Origin of the sequence: Pseudomonas sp. 09C 129, assembly GCF_002843625.1 — a bacterium.
Lineage (GTDB): Bacteria > Pseudomonadota > Gammaproteobacteria > Pseudomonadales > Pseudomonadaceae > Aquipseudomonas > Aquipseudomonas chlororaphis.
The window spans coordinates 6,139,122-6,156,440 of the sequence record NZ_CP025261.1; the positions used below are offsets into that span (position 1 = coordinate 6,139,122).

The window sequence follows — 17,319 nt, forward strand, 5'->3', positions numbered from 1 at the left end:
GTGCATATCCACCTGCTGCTGGTCGAGGACAACCTCGACCTGGCCAACACCGTCATCGAATACCTGGAGATCACCGGGATCGTCTGCGATCACGCCAGTAATGGCCAGACCGGCCTGAACCTGGCGCTGAGCCAACACTATGATGTGATCCTGCTGGACATCATGCTGCCGCGCCTGGACGGCCAACAGCTGTGCAAACAGCTGCGCGAACAGGGCAAACAGACACCGATCCTGATGCTCACCTCGCTGGATGCCCTGCCGGACAAGCTCGCCAGCTTTGCCATGGGCGCCGACGATTACCTGGTCAAGCCCTTCGAACTGGCCGAACTGGTAGCCAGGATCCGCGCCCTGAGCCTGCGGCGCAGCGGCCAGGCCAGCCGCCTGCAAGTGGCCGACCTGACCATGGACCTGTCCACCCGCAAGGTCAGTCGCGCCGGACAGGAACTGCACCTGTCGCCCACCTGCTGGACCCTACTGGAATGCCTGATGCGTGCCAGTCCCGAGCCGGTGGGGCGCGAACGTCTCGAGGCGACGGTCTGGGGCGACGAGCCGCCGGACAGCAACACCCTCAAGGTGCACATGCACCGCTTGCGCAAGGCGGTGGACAAGGATTTCAGCCAAACGCTGATCCACACTATTTCTGGCGTCGGTGTGCAGTTGAGGACCCCATGCGTAAAGGCCTGAGTCTGAAATGGGTGATCAGCGGCAGTTTCCTGCTGTTGATCGCCGTGGTGCTGCTGATCTACAGCCAGCTGCTATCGAGCTATAGCATCCGAGGCCTGCTCTATACCGCCAGCGCCATGATGGAAGAAGAAGCCCTGTATTTCGTCAGGCACTACAAGAAAGACCCAAGCCTTGCCCCGCCGCAGAACTATTTCTTCAGCAGCGTTATCGGCAAGGAAGCGCTGCCGCCGAAAATTCGCCAGTTACTGGATACGCCGCCAACCCTGTCCTTCGGCGCCGTGCAGGTGTTCGGTGAACTGGACGCCGATGGACAGGATGAAGTCAAAGCGATCCTGGCCCAGCCCCTGGGTGACGGCAAAATCCTCTACATGTTCGATGTCGACCACGACCATGAAGAAGGTGGCGAGGTCGAGACCCCGTTGTCGGATGCCTATCTCGATCACGAACTGAACAGCATTAATGTCATCAGTCTGGCGGTATTCATCCCGGCACTGATCATCATCGCCCTGCTGGTCTGGTGGCTGGTACGCCCTCTCGGCCGGCTGGCCCAGTGGTCCACCACCCTGAAAGATCCGGAGGAGGTGTCCAGCCAACGCCCGAATTTCCGTTTCAAGGAGTTCAATGTCCTGGCCGACTCCCTGGCCCAGAGCGTGCAACAGGTGCAGGCCGCCAGCCAGCGCGAAGGGCGCCTGCTGCGCTACACCAGCCATGAGTTACGCACGCCGCTGGCGGTGCTCAAGGCCAACCTGGAACTGCTGACCCTGCAGGCCGGGGGCTCCCTGCCCCCGCCTCTGCAACGTATCGAACGCTCGGTGCTGAACATGCAGCGCATTGCCGAGACGCTATTGTGGATGAGCCGCGAGCGCGTTGAACCCTTGCCGGAAGAAGCCATCGACATGGCCGAGTTGTTCAACGAATTGATCCAGGAGCATCGCTACCTGATCGGCAAGCGGGATATCGAACTGATCCTCGACATCAGCAACGAGCCTTGTCGCCTGCCTCTGACCGCCTGCCGAATCGTGGTTGGTAACTTTCTGCGCAATGCCCTGCAATATGCTGAAGAAGGCAGCATCGAAATCACCTTCGAACAGCTGCAACTGCGCATCGTCAACCGTATCCGTGATACCAGCCAGTCAGAAGAATCCAGCGACTTCGGCTACGGCCTGGGCCTGGAGCTGATGCGTCAGTTGTGCGCCAGGCTGGGCTGGCACATCCAGGTCCTCACCGAACAACAGCGCTTCACCGTGACCCTGGACTTCAACACCGCAGAGCCCCCTGCTTCGCCCCAGGAGCGAGCCGAGGACGATACCTGCAAGATCAGCTGAGCGCTCAATCAGCCCAGTAATCCCAACTCCTGAGCCCGGGCCACGGCCTGGGTGCGACGCTCCACCCCCAGCTTGCTGTTGATATGACTGGCATGGGTCTTCACGGTGTGCAGCGAGATAAACAACTGATCGCTGATTTCCTGGTTGGAACAGCCCTGGGCGATCAGTTGCAGCACCGCCAGCTCGCGGGAGCTGAGGGCTTCACCGTGATGCTGCTCCAGGGAATCACGTGCCACGGCGGCCGGCAGGCGTTCGAGCAAGGTCTGGCGCAATGGCGTCGCCGCCCCCTGCTGAAGTTGCTCGCGAACCCAGGCCGGATGCGCCCGCACCGCCCATTCGAAGGGTTGCAATGCCCCGCCCACGGCAGCCTCCAGCGCCTGGGCAAAGGCCTGTCGGGCCTCGGGGTCGCGCCCCTGGGCCAGCAACAGCGCGACCTTCTGATTCAGCGCCATCACATTGAGCATCTGCCGCCCGGTCTGCCGGCCATGCTCCAGCAGTTTGTCCAGGCGCTGCTCGGCCAGGGCCGGCTCGCCCTGGATGCTGTCGAGCAAGGCTTGCTGCAATTCGATATGCAGCGGCAGCTGTGGATGAAATTCCGGCGCCGCTGCGGCCTGGTCGCCGGTGTAGGTCTGCCCCAGGCGAGCCAGCCAGGCCTGCGCCAGGTCCGTGCGGCCCTGGGCCAGCCAGAGTTCGCATTTGACCAGGGTGATCATCGCCAGGTAGTAGATCGGCGGTACGTCCCAGATGTGCATCAGGCGTTCGGCTTCGGCCAGTTCGGCAAAGGCCTTGGCAAATTCACCGTTGTGACCTTCCAGGTTGGCGATCACGCAATGGCCGATCAGCACGCTGATATCGCGACAGGCCCGTGCCTCGACCAGCCCCGCCCGCAGGCGCGCCAGTCCGGTCTCGGGCTGGCAACGCAACGCCATCAGGTAACCTTCGTACAGCGTCAGCCGCGCCCGTATCGCGTACAGGCGTTGCGCCGACAGACCATACAAGCGCTGCAAGCCCTGGCGGACCTCATCCAGCGCCCGCAGGATCTCGCCGCGGGCTTGCAGCACCCGGGCCCGGTCGTAATGGGCCAGGGCCTCGAACAAGGGGTTGCCGACCCGCTGCGCCAGTTCCAGGGACTCGCGGTTGAGCCCCCGGGCACGCCACAGGTCGCCATCGGCGATCGCCAGGTTGGACAGGGTCGACAGGCACACCAGCCGCTGCCCGTAACGTTTCTGGGGCAAGGTTTCCAGGGCTTCGGTGCAATACAGCAGGGTCAGCTCGCGATTCCCCCGTCCCCGGGCGACGATCCCGCTCAAGGCCAGCCATTGCGCCAGCATGGATTTCTGCGCAGTGGCCGAGGGGGCCGGCAGGAAGCGGCTCAAATGGCTGGCCAGCTCCTCGGCGGCGTCCAGCTGGCACGCCAGCCCCAGCGCCCAGCTGTACAGCACGATCAGCCGCGGGGTGCTGATCAGCAGGCTATCGGGCAAGTCCATTTTCCAGCGCAGCAGCATGCCGACGTTCTGCTCGGCCAGCAGTTGTTCCTCGGACAGGTTCTGTACCAGGTTCGCCGCCACGTCCAGGTGCCCGGCGCGCAACGCCTGCTCCACCGCTTCGTCCAGCAGCCCCTGGGCGTTGAACCAGCGACAGGCCCGCAGGTGCAGGCTGGCCGGCGGCAATATCGCGTTGGCGGTGGGCCGGGTGCGCAGCAGGTCGGAGAACAGGTGGTGATAACGGTACCAGTGCCCCTGCTCGTCCAGCGGCACCAGGAATACCTGGTGGGCCAACAGGTAACGCAGGATCTCGGCACTGTCGTGGGACTCGCGCAATGCATCGCACAGGTCGATGCAGAAACGTTCCTGGGGCGCCGTGTCGTAGAGGAACGACTGCACTTCGGCAGGCAGGCAATCGATGACCTCTTCCAGCAGATAATCGCGAATCAGGCCTTCACCGCCATTCAGCGACTGCGGCAAGGTTGCGCCACTGCCCGCCTCCGAGGCCGCCAACAGCCAGAAGCGCAGCCCCGCCACCCAGCCTTCGCTGCGCAGGATCAGGCTTTCCAGCGCCTCGCCGCGCAGCGAACTGCTGTGCCGGTCGAGCAGGGTCAGGGATTCGTCGTAGGTCAGGCGCAAGTCCTGCTCATGCAGTTCCAGCAACTGCCGCGACAGGCGCAGACGCGCCAGGTGCCAGTCCGGGCGCTGGCGGCTGGTTACCAGCACCAGCAAGCCGTCGGGCAAATGATTGAGAAAGAACTGCAAGCAGCGATCGAGCACCGGCCCCTGGGCCAGGTGGTAATCGTCCAGTACCAGCAACAAGGGAGAAGCACTGGAAAGATGGGCCGCCAACTCATCGAGCAGCCCGTCCAGCCATTCTTCGAAGGCGAAGGGCTGGTGGCGCTGGCGCATCTTCAGCAGCCCGAGGGATTGGTTGCCCAGTTGGGCGAAATATTGTTGCAGCCCCTCAAGCAGGCGCTCGAGAAAACGTCCCGGATCGCTGTCCCGGCGACTGAGCCCCAGCCACAGGCTGCGCCAGTGCGGCGGCAGGCTTTGGCAGAACTCCACCGCCAGCGAACTCTTGCCAAAACCGGCCGGTGCGCTGACCAACAGCAGCCGGCCATTGAGGCCCGCGCTCAAGCGCTCGCACAGACGCGGCCGCAGTACGTAGCCGTCGGGCAAGGGAGGTCGGTAGAAGCGCCCTTCCGGCGCGGGAATGGCCGCACCGGCAGGCCCCTGGATACGGGACAGATCAGTCATGGCCAACTCTTATTGAAGTGCTGTTGTCGGCAATACAGATGTCGGCAGACTAGCGGTAAAAAGCCCCCTGTTGAAGATTTTTGCTACAGATGGATAGAAAAAGAATACAACCGGGTTTTTCAGCGTTCCCCGCGTACCAGTAGGAGCGAGCTTGCTCTCGATAAGGGCAGCGCGGTTTTACCGGGAGGTGGCATCGTCTGGAGTATTTTTCGCGAGCAAGCTCGCTCCAGAGGCCACCCCGGGTCTTGTAGAAAAACGCAGACAATAAAAAACGCCCCGAACCAGTCGGGGCGTCGATCGAGGATGCGCCTCGATTTACCGCGGGTTAACGAACGCCATCCTGGCGCAGGGCCGCCGGAGTGAAGTCGCTGGTGGTGGCGGTGAAGCCGAAGTCGTAGGCCGATTTCTCTTCGTTCTTCATGCCCAGTGCCAGGTAACGACCGGACTGCAGGTCGTAGAGGGTTTCCAGGGCGTACCACGGCACTTGCTTGTCGTAATAGTTCTCGGCATGCGCCTCGGCCACGCGCCACAGCTGGCCACGACCGTCGTAGTGGTCGATCACCGCGGCCTGCCAGGTGTCTTCATCGATGTAGAAGTCACGCTTGGCGTAGATATGGCGCTGACCTTCCTTCAGGGTCGCAACCACGTGCCAGACACGACGCAGCTCGTAGCGGGCCAGGTCCTGGTTGATGTGGCCGGCCTTGATGATCTCGGCGTACTTCAGTTGCGGCGAATCGAGCTTGTAGCTGTTGGAGGCGATGTACATCTCCTTCTTGCCTTCCAGCTTCCAGTCGTAGCGGTCCGGCGCGCCGTTGTACATGTCGAGGTTGTCGGAGGTACGCAGGCCGTCGGCGGCGGTACCCGGACCGTCATACGACACTTGCGGGGCGCGACGCACACGACGCTGGCCAGCGTTGTAGACCCACGCCGAACGCGGCTCCTTCACCTGGTCGAGGGTTTCGTGCACCAGCAGCACACCACCGGCCAGACGCGCTGGCGCGGTCACTTTCTGCTTGAAGTAGAACAGGATGTTGCCCGGGTTGGCCGGATCGTAGTCCTTCATCTTGTCGCGGAACACGAACTGGTCCTGGAAGTACACCAGGCTGAACGAGCCGTTGGCCTGTGGCGTCGCCTGGGTCACCAGGCGAGTCACGCTGCCGCCGCGATAGCGGGTGATGTGGTTCCAGATGACTTCCACGCCGCTTTTCGGAATCGGGAACGGAATGGCGGTCTTGAAGTTTTCCAGGCCGTTGCCGCCGCTGACCAGGTTGGTCTTGGTGGCGTTTTCCTTGATCGCGGCGAACACATCGGCAGGCACCGTAGCGCCGCGATGGGAAGGATAGACCGGCATCTTGTAGGTTTCCGGGTAGCGCTTGAACATCGCGTACTGCCCCGGCGCCAGCTTGTCCTTGTACTGCTCGACGTTCTGCGCGGTGATGGTGAACTGCGGCTGCTCGCTGGCGTACGGGTTGGACAGGAAGCCCTTGCCATCCACACTGCCGGCGTTGGTCGGCAAGGCTTTCCAGGCCGGAATGGTGCCGGCTGAGTTACCGGCCATTTCCGCGCCCATCGGCGTCAGGGAGGTACCCAGCTTGGCCGCTTCATCGGCCGAGACCGCGGCCATGACCCCGGTCGCCAGCAGCGACAGCCCGAGGACACCGACCTGCAACAGACTCTTGGTTACTTTCATATTCTTGTTCTTCCTGAAAATGCAGTGCTTAGAAGTTCACGCCGAAACTGAGGGCCACGAAGTCACGGTCATCCACGGTGGTGTACTTGCCGTCGAAGAAGTTGGTGTACGCCAGGCTCGCGGTGTAGGTGTTCTGGTACTCGGCATCCACGCCCAGGCTGATGGCCTTGCGACCTTCCTCGAAGTTGCCGCCAGGGCCAGGCGAGTAACCGCTGACGTCATGGGACCAGGCCACGTTCGGCTTGAGGTTCACACCGGCGAACACGTCGTTGTATTCCCAGATGGCACGACCGCGATAACCCCAGGAAGTCGAGGTGGTGAAGCCGTCGTCGTTGCAGTTGCGGCTGCGATTGTTGGTCGCCGCGCCTGGACCCGCACCGTTGATGGTGCTGGTATTGAGGATCTGCGAGCAGGTGTCCAGGCTGCCGGTGGCAGGCAGTTCGCCCGGGCCATAGACCGGATCGCGGCCGTAACGAACCTTGGAGGTGCTTTCCAGTCCGCCCACGTAGGTCAGGCCGACTTCACCAACCAGGGTCAGGCGGCTCGCGCCCATGACCTGATCGAAGAAGTGGGTGAAGGTGGTCTGCAGCTGGGTGATCTCTTTACGGCGATAGCCGTGCAGGTCCTGACCCGGGGAGCCGTCGAGCAGCGAGGCATTGGCCAGGGTGCCGCCCAGGGGGCGAACACCGGCGAACAGGATATCGGTGGAGTTCAGCTGCACCGGAGCGTTCGGGCGATAGCTGATCTCACCGCTCCATGCGGTACCGGTAGGCAAGGTGGTGGAGAAGCTCAGGCCGTAGAGGCGGATGTCTTCAGGGTACTCGACGAAGTACTCGGAGCTGCCCGCCACCACCAGTGGGCCCAGGGCGCGGAACGCTGGAGGCAAGGCCGCGACACGGTCGAAGACCGACTGCGGAGCACCGGTGGCGCTGAAGATCGGCGCACGGCTGTGGTAGTTCATGAAGTACGCGCCGAACTCGGTGTCGAGCGGCTCGTACATGTACTTGAAGGACACGCCCCACTGCCCGCTGTCCCGTGCATCGCGGTCCGGGCCACGACGCACCAGCACGCCTTCCTGATTGACGTCGACGCCCGCGGCGGCCAGTGGCCCCAGGGCAATCGACGGAATGGTCGAGCGCTTGTTCAACACGCGCAGGTTGTCGCTGCAACCATCGGCGATGATGTCCGGCTGGGAGAAGAAGGTGCCGCAGTTGTCGACGACGGTCTGGTCCCATTCCAGCTGATAGAAAGCTTCGGCCGAGAGGTTCTCGGTCAGGCTCTGGGAGACATAGAACATGTTGACCGGGATCAGGCCTTCCTTGATCTCCGCGCCAGGACGGCGGAAAGCCGATACGTCGATCGGGTTGATCGAGTTGATGCCGCCGCCGATGAAGGTACTTTCACCCCAGCTCACGACTTGCTTGCCCAGGCGCACGGAACCCGGCTGCTCGGCGATCGAGTAGTTGTGGTAGATGAAGGCGTCGAGGATCTGCCCGCCGGAGGACTTGGCGCCTTCCTTGCGGTTGCTGTCGCTGATGTCCTTGAACTCGCGGCTTTCGTCCTTGAGCTCGAAGTCATACCAGTATTTGCCACGGACGAAGACGCCGGTATCGCCGTATTTCAGTTCAAGGTCGTGGATGCCCTTGAAGATCTTGGAAAAGGTTTCGCCGCTTTTGAAGTTAGCGTGGCCATCGTCAGAGGTCTGGGACAGGCCATGACCACCGTTGTTGACACCAATCAGATTCTTGTTGGGGCTCTGGGTAGACCAGCTCGCACCCAGCGATAGAGAAGAGTCGAACTGACCTTCGATTTCACCGATGTTGAAACTGACGCCGAAGGCAGGTCCGGCGAGCGTAGAGGCGAGACTGACGGCCAGAGGCAGTTTCGCCCGGCGCCAGAACTGGTTTACTGATGTCATCGACGCTACTCCATGTGCTTTATTGTTATGGCAGTGAGCACTTTTAAAAACGCTCTGAACGGGCGGAACCCAGTCAGCCCCGAAGTCGTTCAAAGTTGCATCGCCCCATGTTGTGCGGTTGCCCCGTTCTTAAAAATCCTTGGGCGGACTATAGCCAGCAGGTGGTACGGCTTGATCCCTCTAAAGTGTGATTTGCAGCCTCCAACCACTCTGGAACGGTCCTTTCGCCAGTCCGGCAAATGCCGGCACGGCAAGGATGGCTGAAAATTCGGATTTGACAAGGCAAGCGCTTGCTTGGTGGGCTCTACCGTGCCCTTTCGGGCACGGTAGGAGGTGTTTATAGCGTCGAAAGAAAGGTGCTGTTGTTGGCCTGCCATTCGGTGATGTCGAGGCGGATGCGCTTCTTGTCGAGCTTGCCGACACTGGTCTTGGGAATTTCAGTAACAAGGGCGATCTGGCTGGGAATCGCCCACTTGCTCAAGTGCCCCTGTTCGACAAACGGCTTGAGATGCTCCTTGAGCTCCTTGGCCTCGATCGCATGCCCTTCACGGACCACCAGCAAGGCGAACGGGCGCTCGCCCCATTGCGGATCGGGGATCCCCACCACTGCTACTTCGCGTACCGCCGGGTGACGGCTGATCAGGTCTTCCAGGGCGAGGGACGATACCCACTCGCCTCCGGTCTTGATCACATCCTTGATCCGGTCGCGAATATCGATCACGCCCATGCCGTCGAGAGTCGCCACGTCGCCGGTGTGCAGCCAGCCGCCTTCCCACAGCTCTGCGCCCTTCTGCGGCTCGTTGAAATAGCCTTCGGTCAACCAGGGCGCGCGCAGCACCAGCTCACCCTGGGTCTCACCATCGGCCGGCAGGAAGTTGCCGTCGCCATCGACAATCGCCGCCTCCACCAGAGGTCCGGGCACGCCGGCCTTGATCCGGTAGGTAGTGCGTTCATCCTCGGTGCCCACCAGCAGTTCTTCGTTGAGGTGAGCGCAGGACACCAGCGGCCCGGTTTCCGACATGCCATAGGCTGCCGTCAGCTGAATGCCCTTGGCCTTGGAGGCCTCGTACAGCGCACGGTTGAGCGCGCTGCCGCCAATGACGATCTTCCAGCCGCCGAAATCCGTGCCCTGGGCCGCCTTGGCATTGAGCAGCATCTGCAAGATAGTCGGCACGCAATGGGAGAAGGTGACCTTTTCCTTGCGCCACAGCTCCACCAGCAGTTCCGGGTCGTAACGGCCGGGGTAGACCTGCTTGAGGCCGAGCATGGTCGCCACATAAGGCAGGCCCCAGGCATGCACATGGAACATCGGGGTAATGGGCATGTACACATCGCTGGTGCCCAGCAGGCGCACGCTGTCGATGCTGCCCATGATCACCGCCACGCCCATGGTGTGCAGCACCAGCTGGCGGTGGGTGAAGTACACGCCCTTCGGATTGCCGGTGGTGCCTGTGGTGTAGAAGGTGGTGGCCACCGAGTTTTCGTCGAAATCCTCGAAGGCGTACTGGGTGCTGGCAGCCGCCAGAAGCTGCTCGTATTCGCCCACCAGGTTGGGCAGGTCGGCGCTCTTGTCCGGGCCGTCGGTCAGCAGCAGGGTTTTCTGCACCGTGCTCAGTTGCCCGGCGATCGCCTGGTAGAGCCCGACAAACTCGCTGTTGACCAGCACGAAGCGGTCCTCGGCGTGATTCATGGTGTACAGGATCTGTTCCGGCGACAGACGCACGTTGATGGTATGGATCACCGCGCCGATCATCGGGATGGCGAACATGCACTCCAGATAGCGATGGCTGTCCCAGTCCATCACCGCCACGGTATCCCCGGCCTTGACCCCGGCAGCCGTCAACACGTTCGCCAGCCTGGCCACGCGCTCGATCAGGGTTGGGTAGCTGTAACGCAGCTTGTCCCGGTAGACGATTTCACGGGTTTTCTCGTAACGGGTGCCGGACATCAGCAGCCGCTTGATCAATAGCGGGTATTGGTAGGCGCCTTCGGCTGGCGGAATAACGCGAGTCTGCAACATAAGCATCCCTTTTCGTGACTGCACGGTCGTGGCTGAAGAACGCTCACTCTAGAGCGCCGCTGGCTCTGCCAAATCAGCCAAAGGAATGATTTGCAGAGCCGTACGAATGCTAGCTCCAAGCCAGCATTCGCGCGACCAGACATTCGCCATGGGAAGGCACATGCGTGAGCGTCAAGCCGTTTGCTCGGCCACCCTGCGCGGGAATAGCTCGGCGCCCCGAATCAGCTCAAGGCGCCAGGCCCCATTACAGCCCCATCAGTTAGCCCCGGGTGTAGCCCCGTGCGGTTGCAAATGCTGTTGCAGGTAGCTGCGCAGACGTTTTTCCACATCGCGGTTACGCGGCCTGGGCAACCCGGCCGGCCATTCGCCACGCGCCAGCGCGCGAATCGGCGCCTGCTGGCTCATGCCCCGGCGCTGGATCTGACGCAGCCCCTGATCCCACCAGACATGGCGGCAAGCCTCGACATAGGGCGAGATCGGGCCGCAGCTGCCATACAGCAGGTCGCGTCCGACTTTTTGCATGTCCTTGTTCTGCCGCCTCAAGTAGAACTTGATCCGCGAACGCTGAAACAGCGACGGCAAGGGTTTACGCCGTGGGACCTCGCGCTGCAGGCGCAGCAACTCCGGCCGGAAGGCTTCGCCATGGCGCTGGAAGAACAGCGCTTGCATGGCGTGGAAGAAGTCCTTGTCGGAGAAGTAGTGATAGATGCAACTCTTGCTCTCGCCCACGGATTGACCGCGCAAGGCGAATGACAAGGCGATCTGCTCCAGGGTGTGCAGGTCCTTGATGTGGGCGCTCCACTCGTCAATCAAGGCAATCGAGGCTTGCATCAGCGGACCATCGCCAGCCGTCAGGCCACAAACCCCGCTGTTGAACAGGCGCTGATCGTCGGCTACCGACTGACCGCTGGCCTGCAGATAGCGGTCGAGCTTGACGAACTCAGGCCGGGTACGGACTTCGGACCAGAGAAACTCGTCTTCGTCGATCAGGTACCGGCCGGGCGCGATGCGATCGAACAACCGCTGCGGGTCGGCCTCGAACAAGGTGTCGGTATCGACAAACAGGGTCTTGTCCGCCAGCACGAGGCCCGCGGCAAAGGCACAGGCCTTGCGCCGGTGGTAGTAGCCCTGGTCACCCTGCCACTCGACCAGCGTTTGCTCGCTCAACGGCACCACTTGCACCGGCCAGCCGCGGTAATCCTCGGGACGGTCGGTCATGACCCGAATCACCAGCGGTTCGGCACTCTTGCTCTGGTCGAGGGCCGTCAGAATGCTGAACTTCGCTTCATGGCGATAAACCTCTTTGCCGCCATAAACCAGATAGAGCAACTGCTGCGGTACTTTTTGTATCGTCATCAAGCGTCCGGTCTCGCGCGCTCCGGACGGTCAAGGGGCTCGACCTGCCGGAGTGGCCATAAAAGCGGACGATTGTACGATTAATCCCAATTAAGGATCAGAAATATCCTATAAACCTGGACGAGAAAGACCGCCTCAATGCATCTCGGTAAAGGCCAGCTTCACCCCGATGGCGATCAGTACCGCGCCCATGGTGCGATCGAACCAGTGGCCCATGCGGGCAAAACCGGCGCGGACTTTCTGCTGGCTGAACAGCAGCGCCACCAGGCAGAACCAGGTAGCCGTCGCCACCGCCAGGTACACGCCATAACCGGCCTGGATGGCCAGGGGCGTGTGCGGATTGATGACCACGGTGAACAGCGACAGGAAAAACAGCGTCGCTTTCGGGTTCAGGCCGTTGGTCACGAAGCCGGAAGTGAAGGCACCGCGCGCGGTGCGCTCGCCAACTTCCAGGTGCAGATTCTCGGTAGCAGGCTTGGCCGGCTGCGCCCGCAGGGCCTTGTAGCCGATGTACAGCAGATAAGCGGCGGCGGCCCATTTCAGCGCGTTGAACAGCACGATCGACTGCGACACGATCAGGCCGATACCCAGCAGCGAATACCCCACGTGCAGGAAGATCGCGGTGCCGACGCCCAAGGCGGTCCATGTGCCGGCGCGGCGACCGTGGGTCACGCTTTCGCGCACCACGACGGCGAAATCCGGGCCCGGGCTGGCCACTGCAAGCAGGTGAATAAGGGCGACGGTCAAGAACTCGGCGAGGTACATGGACACTCCTGTGTATCTAATTATTTCATCTGTTAGGCTCGGCAGATTACGCCTTCAGACCCTCGTGCAAAAGGTACAGTTGATGACTAACAATCGCCGCGCCGTCTTCCTCGACCACAGCTCCCTAGACCTCGGCGACCTCGACCTCAGCGCGCTGCGCCACAGCTTCGACGAACTGCAACTGCATGACCGGACCAGCCCCGAACAGGTGGTCGAGCGCCTGCAGGGAGCCCAGGTGGCGATCAGCAACAAAGTACCGCTCAATGCCGAAACCCTGGCCGCCTGCCCCGAGCTGAAACTGATCCTAGTGGCGGCCACCGGCACCAACAATGTCGATCTGGCCGCCGCCCGCGCCCAAGGCATCACCGTCGCCAACTGCCAGGGCTACGGCACACCATCGGTGGCCCAGCACACCCTCATGCTGCTGCTTAACCTCGCCACCCGCCTCGGCGATTACCGCCAGGCGGTCAGCGACGGTCGCTGGCAGCAGGCCCGGCAGTTCTGCCTGCTGGACTTCCCGATCGTCGAACTGCAAGGCAAGACCCTGGGTCTGCTGGGCCATGGCGAGCTGGGTGGCGCCGTCGCCCGCCTGGCCGAGGCCTTTGGCATGCGCGTGCTGCTGGGGCAGATTCCCGGCCGCCCGGCCCGCGCCGACCGCCTGCCGCTGGATGAATTGCTGCCACAAGTCGATGCGCTGACCTTGCACTGCCCGCTCAACGAACACACCCGGCACTTTATCGGCGCCCGGGAGCTGGCCCTGCTCAAGCCCCAGGCCTTTGTGGTCAATACCGCCCGTGGCGGCCTGATCGACGAGCAAGCCCTGGCCGACGCCCTGCGCCGCGGTCACCTGGGCGGCGCGGCCACCGACGTGTTGAGCGTCGAGCCTCCGACCGCTGGCAACCCGCTGCTGGCCCATGACATCCCGCGGCTGATCGTGACCCCACATACCGCCTGGGGCAGCCGCGAAGCCCGGCAGCGCATCGTCGGCCAGCTGGCGGAAAACGCCCAGGCGTTTTTCAGCGGTACAGCGCTGCGGGTCGTCAGTTGATAAACTGCGCCACTTTTTTCCCAGGAGCAGATTATGGATCCGCGCAGTGAAGTACTGCTTCGTCAGGCTGACTTGTTTCAAGGCTCGCTGCTGCTGGCCGGCCTGCCCGCCGATGACCTGCTCGGCCGCCTGCCGGCCGCCCATGGCTGGTGCTGGCACGCCGGCGACCAGGCCGCGCTGGATGCACGCTTCGCCGGGCGCAGCCACTTCGGCGTGACGGCCCCCGAGCCAGGCTTTGCCAACGCCGTGCTGTTCCTGCCCAAGTCCAAGGAATTGACCGACTACCTGCTCAACGCCCTCGCCTCGCGCCTGGCCGGGCGCGAGCTGTATCTGGTCGGGGAAAAACGCAGCGGCATCGAACGCGCGGCCAAGCAGCTCAACCCCTTCGGCAAACCGCGCAAGCTCGACAGCGCGCGGCACTGCCAGCTGTGGCAAGTGACGGTCGACAACGCGCCACAAGCCGTCAGCCTGGAAAGCCTGGCCCAGGAATATGAACTGCCGTTGGCCGAAGGGCCGCTGAAAGTGGTCAGCCTGCCGGGGGTGTTCAGCCATGGTCGCCTGGATCGCGGCAGCGCCCTGTTGCTGGAACACCTGGACAAACTGCCCAGCGGCCACCTGCTGGATTTCGGTTGCGGCGCCGGGGTTCTGGGCGCGGCGATCAAACGTCGCTACCCCCATAACAATGTGACCCTGCTCGACGTCGACGCCTTCGCCGCTGCCAGCAGTCGCCTGACCCTGGCCGCCAATGGCCTGGAAGCCGAGGTCCTGACCGGTGACGGCATCGATGCCGCGCCTATGGGTTTGAACACCATCCTGACCAATCCGCCGTTCCATGTCGGGGTCCATACGGACTACCAGGCAACGGAGAACCTGCTGCGAAAAGCAGCCAAACATCTGAAAACCGGTGGCGAACTTCGGCTGGTGGCCAACAGCTTCCTGCGTTATCAACCGCTGATCGAAGAGCATCTCGGCCCTTGTTCGATCAAGGCCGAAGGCCAGGGTTTTCGCATCTACAGCGCCAAGCGCGGCTGAAAACCTTTTTGCAAAAGAACGCTTGCCGAATGGGTTTTGCCTAGGCAGAATCCGCTCCGTCCTAGGGGAGTAGTCTCCCGCGAGCGCCACGCTCGCCCGGCATGCGTCAACATACTTGATCCTCAGATCATGGCGCATGCGACCCAAGAGTCCGCACAGACGGACCGCAGGGTTTGACAAGACCTATGACACGCACACCTTACCCGGGGCGGGAAGGCTGTACGTGTCATAGCCGTGTCGACCCGCCCCTTAGGAATGCCCTGATGCTGGATTCTCTACTGGTTCCCACCGCGATCGTTGCCTTGGCCGAAATCGGCGACAAGACGCAACTGCTTGCCCTCATTCTCGCCGCGCGCTTTCGCAAACCCTGGCCGATCATCGCCGGCATCGTCGCCGCGACCCTGGCCAACCATGCGGCAGCCGGTGCGGTAGGCGCCTGGTTCGGCAGCTTCTTCTCGGACGCGACCTTGCACTGGATCCTCGCCGCGAGCTTTACCGCGACCGCGCTCTGGACCCTGGTGCCGGACAAGATGGACGACGACGAAGCCAGCACTGCCCGCAAGTTCGGCCCCTTCCTGACCACGCTGATCGCGTTCTTCCTCGCTGAAATCGGCGACAAGACCCAGATCGCCACCGTCATGCTCGCGGCGCAATACCCGGAACTGTGGCTGGTGATCATCGGCACCACCGCCGGCATGCTGATCGCCAACGTCCCGGTGGTACTGGCCGGCAACTTCGCGGCGGAGAAACTGCCCCTGACCCTGATCCGTCGCCTCGCGGCCTCGGCGTTCTTCATCCTGGCCATTGTCGCGGTGTACAAGGCCATGCAGAGCAGCGGCTGGTTGTAAGCGCACCATCAGCAGGCACGCCTCCAGGCAAACCTGCGAGCACAAAAAAGCCCCGAACCAGTCGGGGCTTTTTTTGCAGGGGGCCGGCTTGTTCACGACCATGTCGTCAACAACGACGCCAGACGATCAGGGCCTCTTGGCCTGCTGGTACAACGGCATCACCTTCGGAATCGCCGCTTCCAACGAGGAAATACGACTGCCGGACGCCGGGTGAGTACTGAGGAATTCAGGTGGCGCGCCTTCCGAGGCCTTGCTCATCTTGTTCCACAGGGTGATCGCCGCGTTCGGGTTGTAGCCGGCGCGGGCCGCCAGTTCCAGGCCGATCAGGTCGGCTTCGTTTTCATTGCCGCGACTGTTGGGCAGGGTCATCAGCAGGTTGACCCCGTTGTCGCCCACGGCGACCGCTTCCTGCGGCGCGCCGGCGATCAGCGCAATCTGCTTCAGTGCGCTGACACCGTAGGCCTTGGACATCGCTTCACGGCCGTGCTCGCGCAAGGCGTGAGCGATTTCATGCCCCATGACCGCGGCGATTTCATCGTCGGTCAGTTGCAACTTGTCGATGATCCCAGTGTAGAAAATGATCTTGCCGCCAGGACCGCAGTTGGCGTTGAGCTCATCGTTCTTGATCAGGTTGACTTCCCAATTCCACTGCGCGGAATCCGGGCGGAACACCGGGGCCTGGGCAATCAGCCGGTTAGCGATCGCCTGGAGGCGCCTGGCATTGGCACTGGACTTGTCCAGCACGTTCTTGCTGCTCGCCTCGCCGATCGTCTGTTGATAGGACTGCGCGTAGGACTGGTTGACCTCATCGGTCGACAGCATGCTGAACATGTACTGCTTGCGATCGACCCCAACAGCGCCACCGCTGGTGGTGTTGACCGACTGGCAACCCGACAGCAGCAACGCAGCGGTGAGTGCACCCAAAACCTGCTTCTTACTCATGAAAACGCTCCCTGAAAACATGGCGCGTATCCTAGGCCCAGTTGTGTATCGACGCCAGATACAACGGACGTGTAGCACACTGTTTTCAGATACGGCGCCGTAGGAAAAAATTCACAGAACCTTCCCCTCCGCGCTGGCAACGGCCGGCAGCTGTCCATTTGCGACATGCCAGCCTACAAAACAGCCATTTTTCCAATCCTCGCTCATGGTCGGCGAGGGCCTTGCCGATACAACGGGGCAGACGTCATTCCTGCGTCCGGAGCCCTTATGAAATTCAAGTCGATCCAGTTTTCCGTGGCCGCCCTGGCCGGTGCCATCGTCCTCAGCGTGGTCGTCGCCCTGGTGCTGTACGCCCTGTTCGCCGGCGCTCGGACCCAGGAGATGGTGCAGCAGCAAACCCAGGCTCAATTCGAGCAAGTCATCGAGCAGCGACTGGTCGGACTGGCGCAGACCCAGGTCAGCCAGATCCAGCGTGAACTCGAGGCGCCCCTGCTGATCGCCGGCGGGCTGGTGCGGATCAACGCGCTGATCGGCAGCAAGGACGCGGACGGCAATCCACAGCTCAATCTCAGCCGCGAGCAACTGATCAACCTGATCAAGGAAAACGTCGCGCAGAACCCGAAGATTCTCGGTGCCTATATAGGCTGGGAAAAGAACGCCATCGACCATAACGACAGCGCCTATGTCGACACCAAGGTGGTGGGTATCGATGCCAGCAACGGACGCTTCCTGCCGTGGTGGTTCCGCAACGAAGACGGCAGCCTGGGCCAGGACAAACTGGTGGACGTGGACGACCAGAAAGTCCTGTCCACTGGCGTGCGTGCCAGCGAGTACTACCTGTGCTCCAAGGAAAGCAAGAAATCCTGCGTGATCGACCCGGCGCCGTACAAGGTCGGCGACAAGATCGTCATGCTCGCCTCCTTTATTGAGCCCATCCTGCTCGACGG

At 62.3% G+C, this 17,319-nt stretch carries 12 protein-coding genes and 1 riboswitch; of the genes, 5 read left to right on the forward strand and 7 right to left on the reverse strand.

Going from position 1 to position 17,319, the window contains the following annotated elements:
• Both CXQ81_RS27305 and CXQ81_RS27310 read left to right on the forward strand, forming a co-directional pair.
• Window positions 1–684: a response regulator transcription factor gene (locus tag CXQ81_RS27305; protein ID WP_101339057.1), complete on the forward strand. Its 684-nt coding sequence runs from the start codon at window positions 1–3 to the stop codon at window positions 682–684.
• On the forward strand, window positions 669–2,009 hold the full coding sequence (locus tag CXQ81_RS27310) for a HAMP domain-containing sensor histidine kinase (protein WP_007928421.1): 1,341 nt from the start codon (window positions 669–671) through the stop codon (window positions 2,007–2,009). Before CXQ81_RS27305 ends, CXQ81_RS27310 begins: the two co-directional genes overlap by 16 nt.
• A gap of 8 nt (window positions 2,010–2,017) precedes the next feature.
• Here the strand turns inward: CXQ81_RS27310 and CXQ81_RS27315 are convergent, their stop codons facing one another.
• From CXQ81_RS27315 to CXQ81_RS27340, 6 genes are all read right to left on the reverse strand, one after another.
• Window positions 2,018–4,753, reverse strand: a complete 2,736-nt coding sequence (locus CXQ81_RS27315; protein WP_101339058.1) for a LuxR C-terminal-related transcriptional regulator — start codon at window positions 4,751–4,753, stop codon at window positions 2,018–2,020.
• Between the two features lie 325 nt (window positions 4,754–5,078).
• Window positions 5,079–6,443, reverse strand: a complete 1,365-nt coding sequence (locus CXQ81_RS27320) for a DUF1329 domain-containing protein (protein ID WP_007928419.1) — start codon at window positions 6,441–6,443, stop codon at window positions 5,079–5,081.
• A 28-nt stretch (window positions 6,444–6,471) separates the two neighbouring features.
• A complete protein-coding gene (locus tag CXQ81_RS27325; RefSeq protein ID WP_101339059.1) occupies window positions 6,472–8,361 on the reverse strand; it encodes a DUF1302 domain-containing protein in 1,890 nt (629 codons plus the stop codon).
• Window positions 8,362–8,698: 337 nt separating this feature from the next.
• Window positions 8,699–10,381 (reverse strand): fatty acid--CoA ligase, encoded by a 1,683-nt coding sequence (locus tag CXQ81_RS27330; protein WP_101339060.1) that lies wholly within the window; start codon window positions 10,379–10,381, stop codon window positions 8,699–8,701.
• 255 nt (window positions 10,382–10,636) lie between these two features.
• Complete coding sequence (locus CXQ81_RS27335; protein WP_101339061.1) at window positions 10,637–11,737, reverse strand: hypothetical protein; 1,101 nt, start codon at window positions 11,735–11,737, stop codon at window positions 10,637–10,639.
• 135 nt (window positions 11,738–11,872) lie between these two features.
• The gene (locus tag CXQ81_RS27340; protein ID WP_101339062.1) at window positions 11,873–12,502 is read right to left on the reverse strand and encodes a LysE family translocator; all 630 of its coding nucleotides are present in this window, start codon (window positions 12,500–12,502) and stop codon (window positions 11,873–11,875) included.
• A gap of 82 nt (window positions 12,503–12,584) precedes the next feature.
• On the opposite strand from CXQ81_RS27340, the gene CXQ81_RS27345 reads away from it, so the two are divergent.
• From CXQ81_RS27345 to CXQ81_RS27355, 3 genes are all read left to right on the forward strand, one after another.
• On the forward strand, window positions 12,585–13,550 hold the full coding sequence (locus tag CXQ81_RS27345) for a 2-hydroxyacid dehydrogenase (protein ID WP_101339063.1): 966 nt from the start codon (window positions 12,585–12,587) through the stop codon (window positions 13,548–13,550).
• A 33-nt stretch (window positions 13,551–13,583) separates the two neighbouring features.
• The gene (locus CXQ81_RS27350; protein ID WP_101339064.1) at window positions 13,584–14,582 is read left to right on the forward strand and encodes a class I SAM-dependent methyltransferase; all 999 of its coding nucleotides are present in this window, start codon (window positions 13,584–13,586) and stop codon (window positions 14,580–14,582) included.
• Window positions 14,583–14,634: 52 nt separating this feature from the next.
• Window positions 14,635–14,756, forward strand: a riboswitch (yybP-ykoY riboswitch).
• 89 nt (window positions 14,757–14,845) lie between these two features.
• Window positions 14,846–15,430: a TMEM165/GDT1 family protein gene (locus tag CXQ81_RS27355; RefSeq protein WP_009045541.1), complete on the forward strand. Its 585-nt coding sequence runs from the start codon at window positions 14,846–14,848 to the stop codon at window positions 15,428–15,430.
• 126 nt (window positions 15,431–15,556) lie between these two features.
• On the opposite strand, the gene CXQ81_RS27360 is transcribed toward CXQ81_RS27355, so the two are convergent.
• Window positions 15,557–16,372, reverse strand: a complete 816-nt coding sequence (locus CXQ81_RS27360) for a M48 family metallopeptidase (RefSeq protein WP_007928401.1) — start codon at window positions 16,370–16,372, stop codon at window positions 15,557–15,559.
• Window positions 16,373–17,319: the final 947 nt, after the last annotated feature.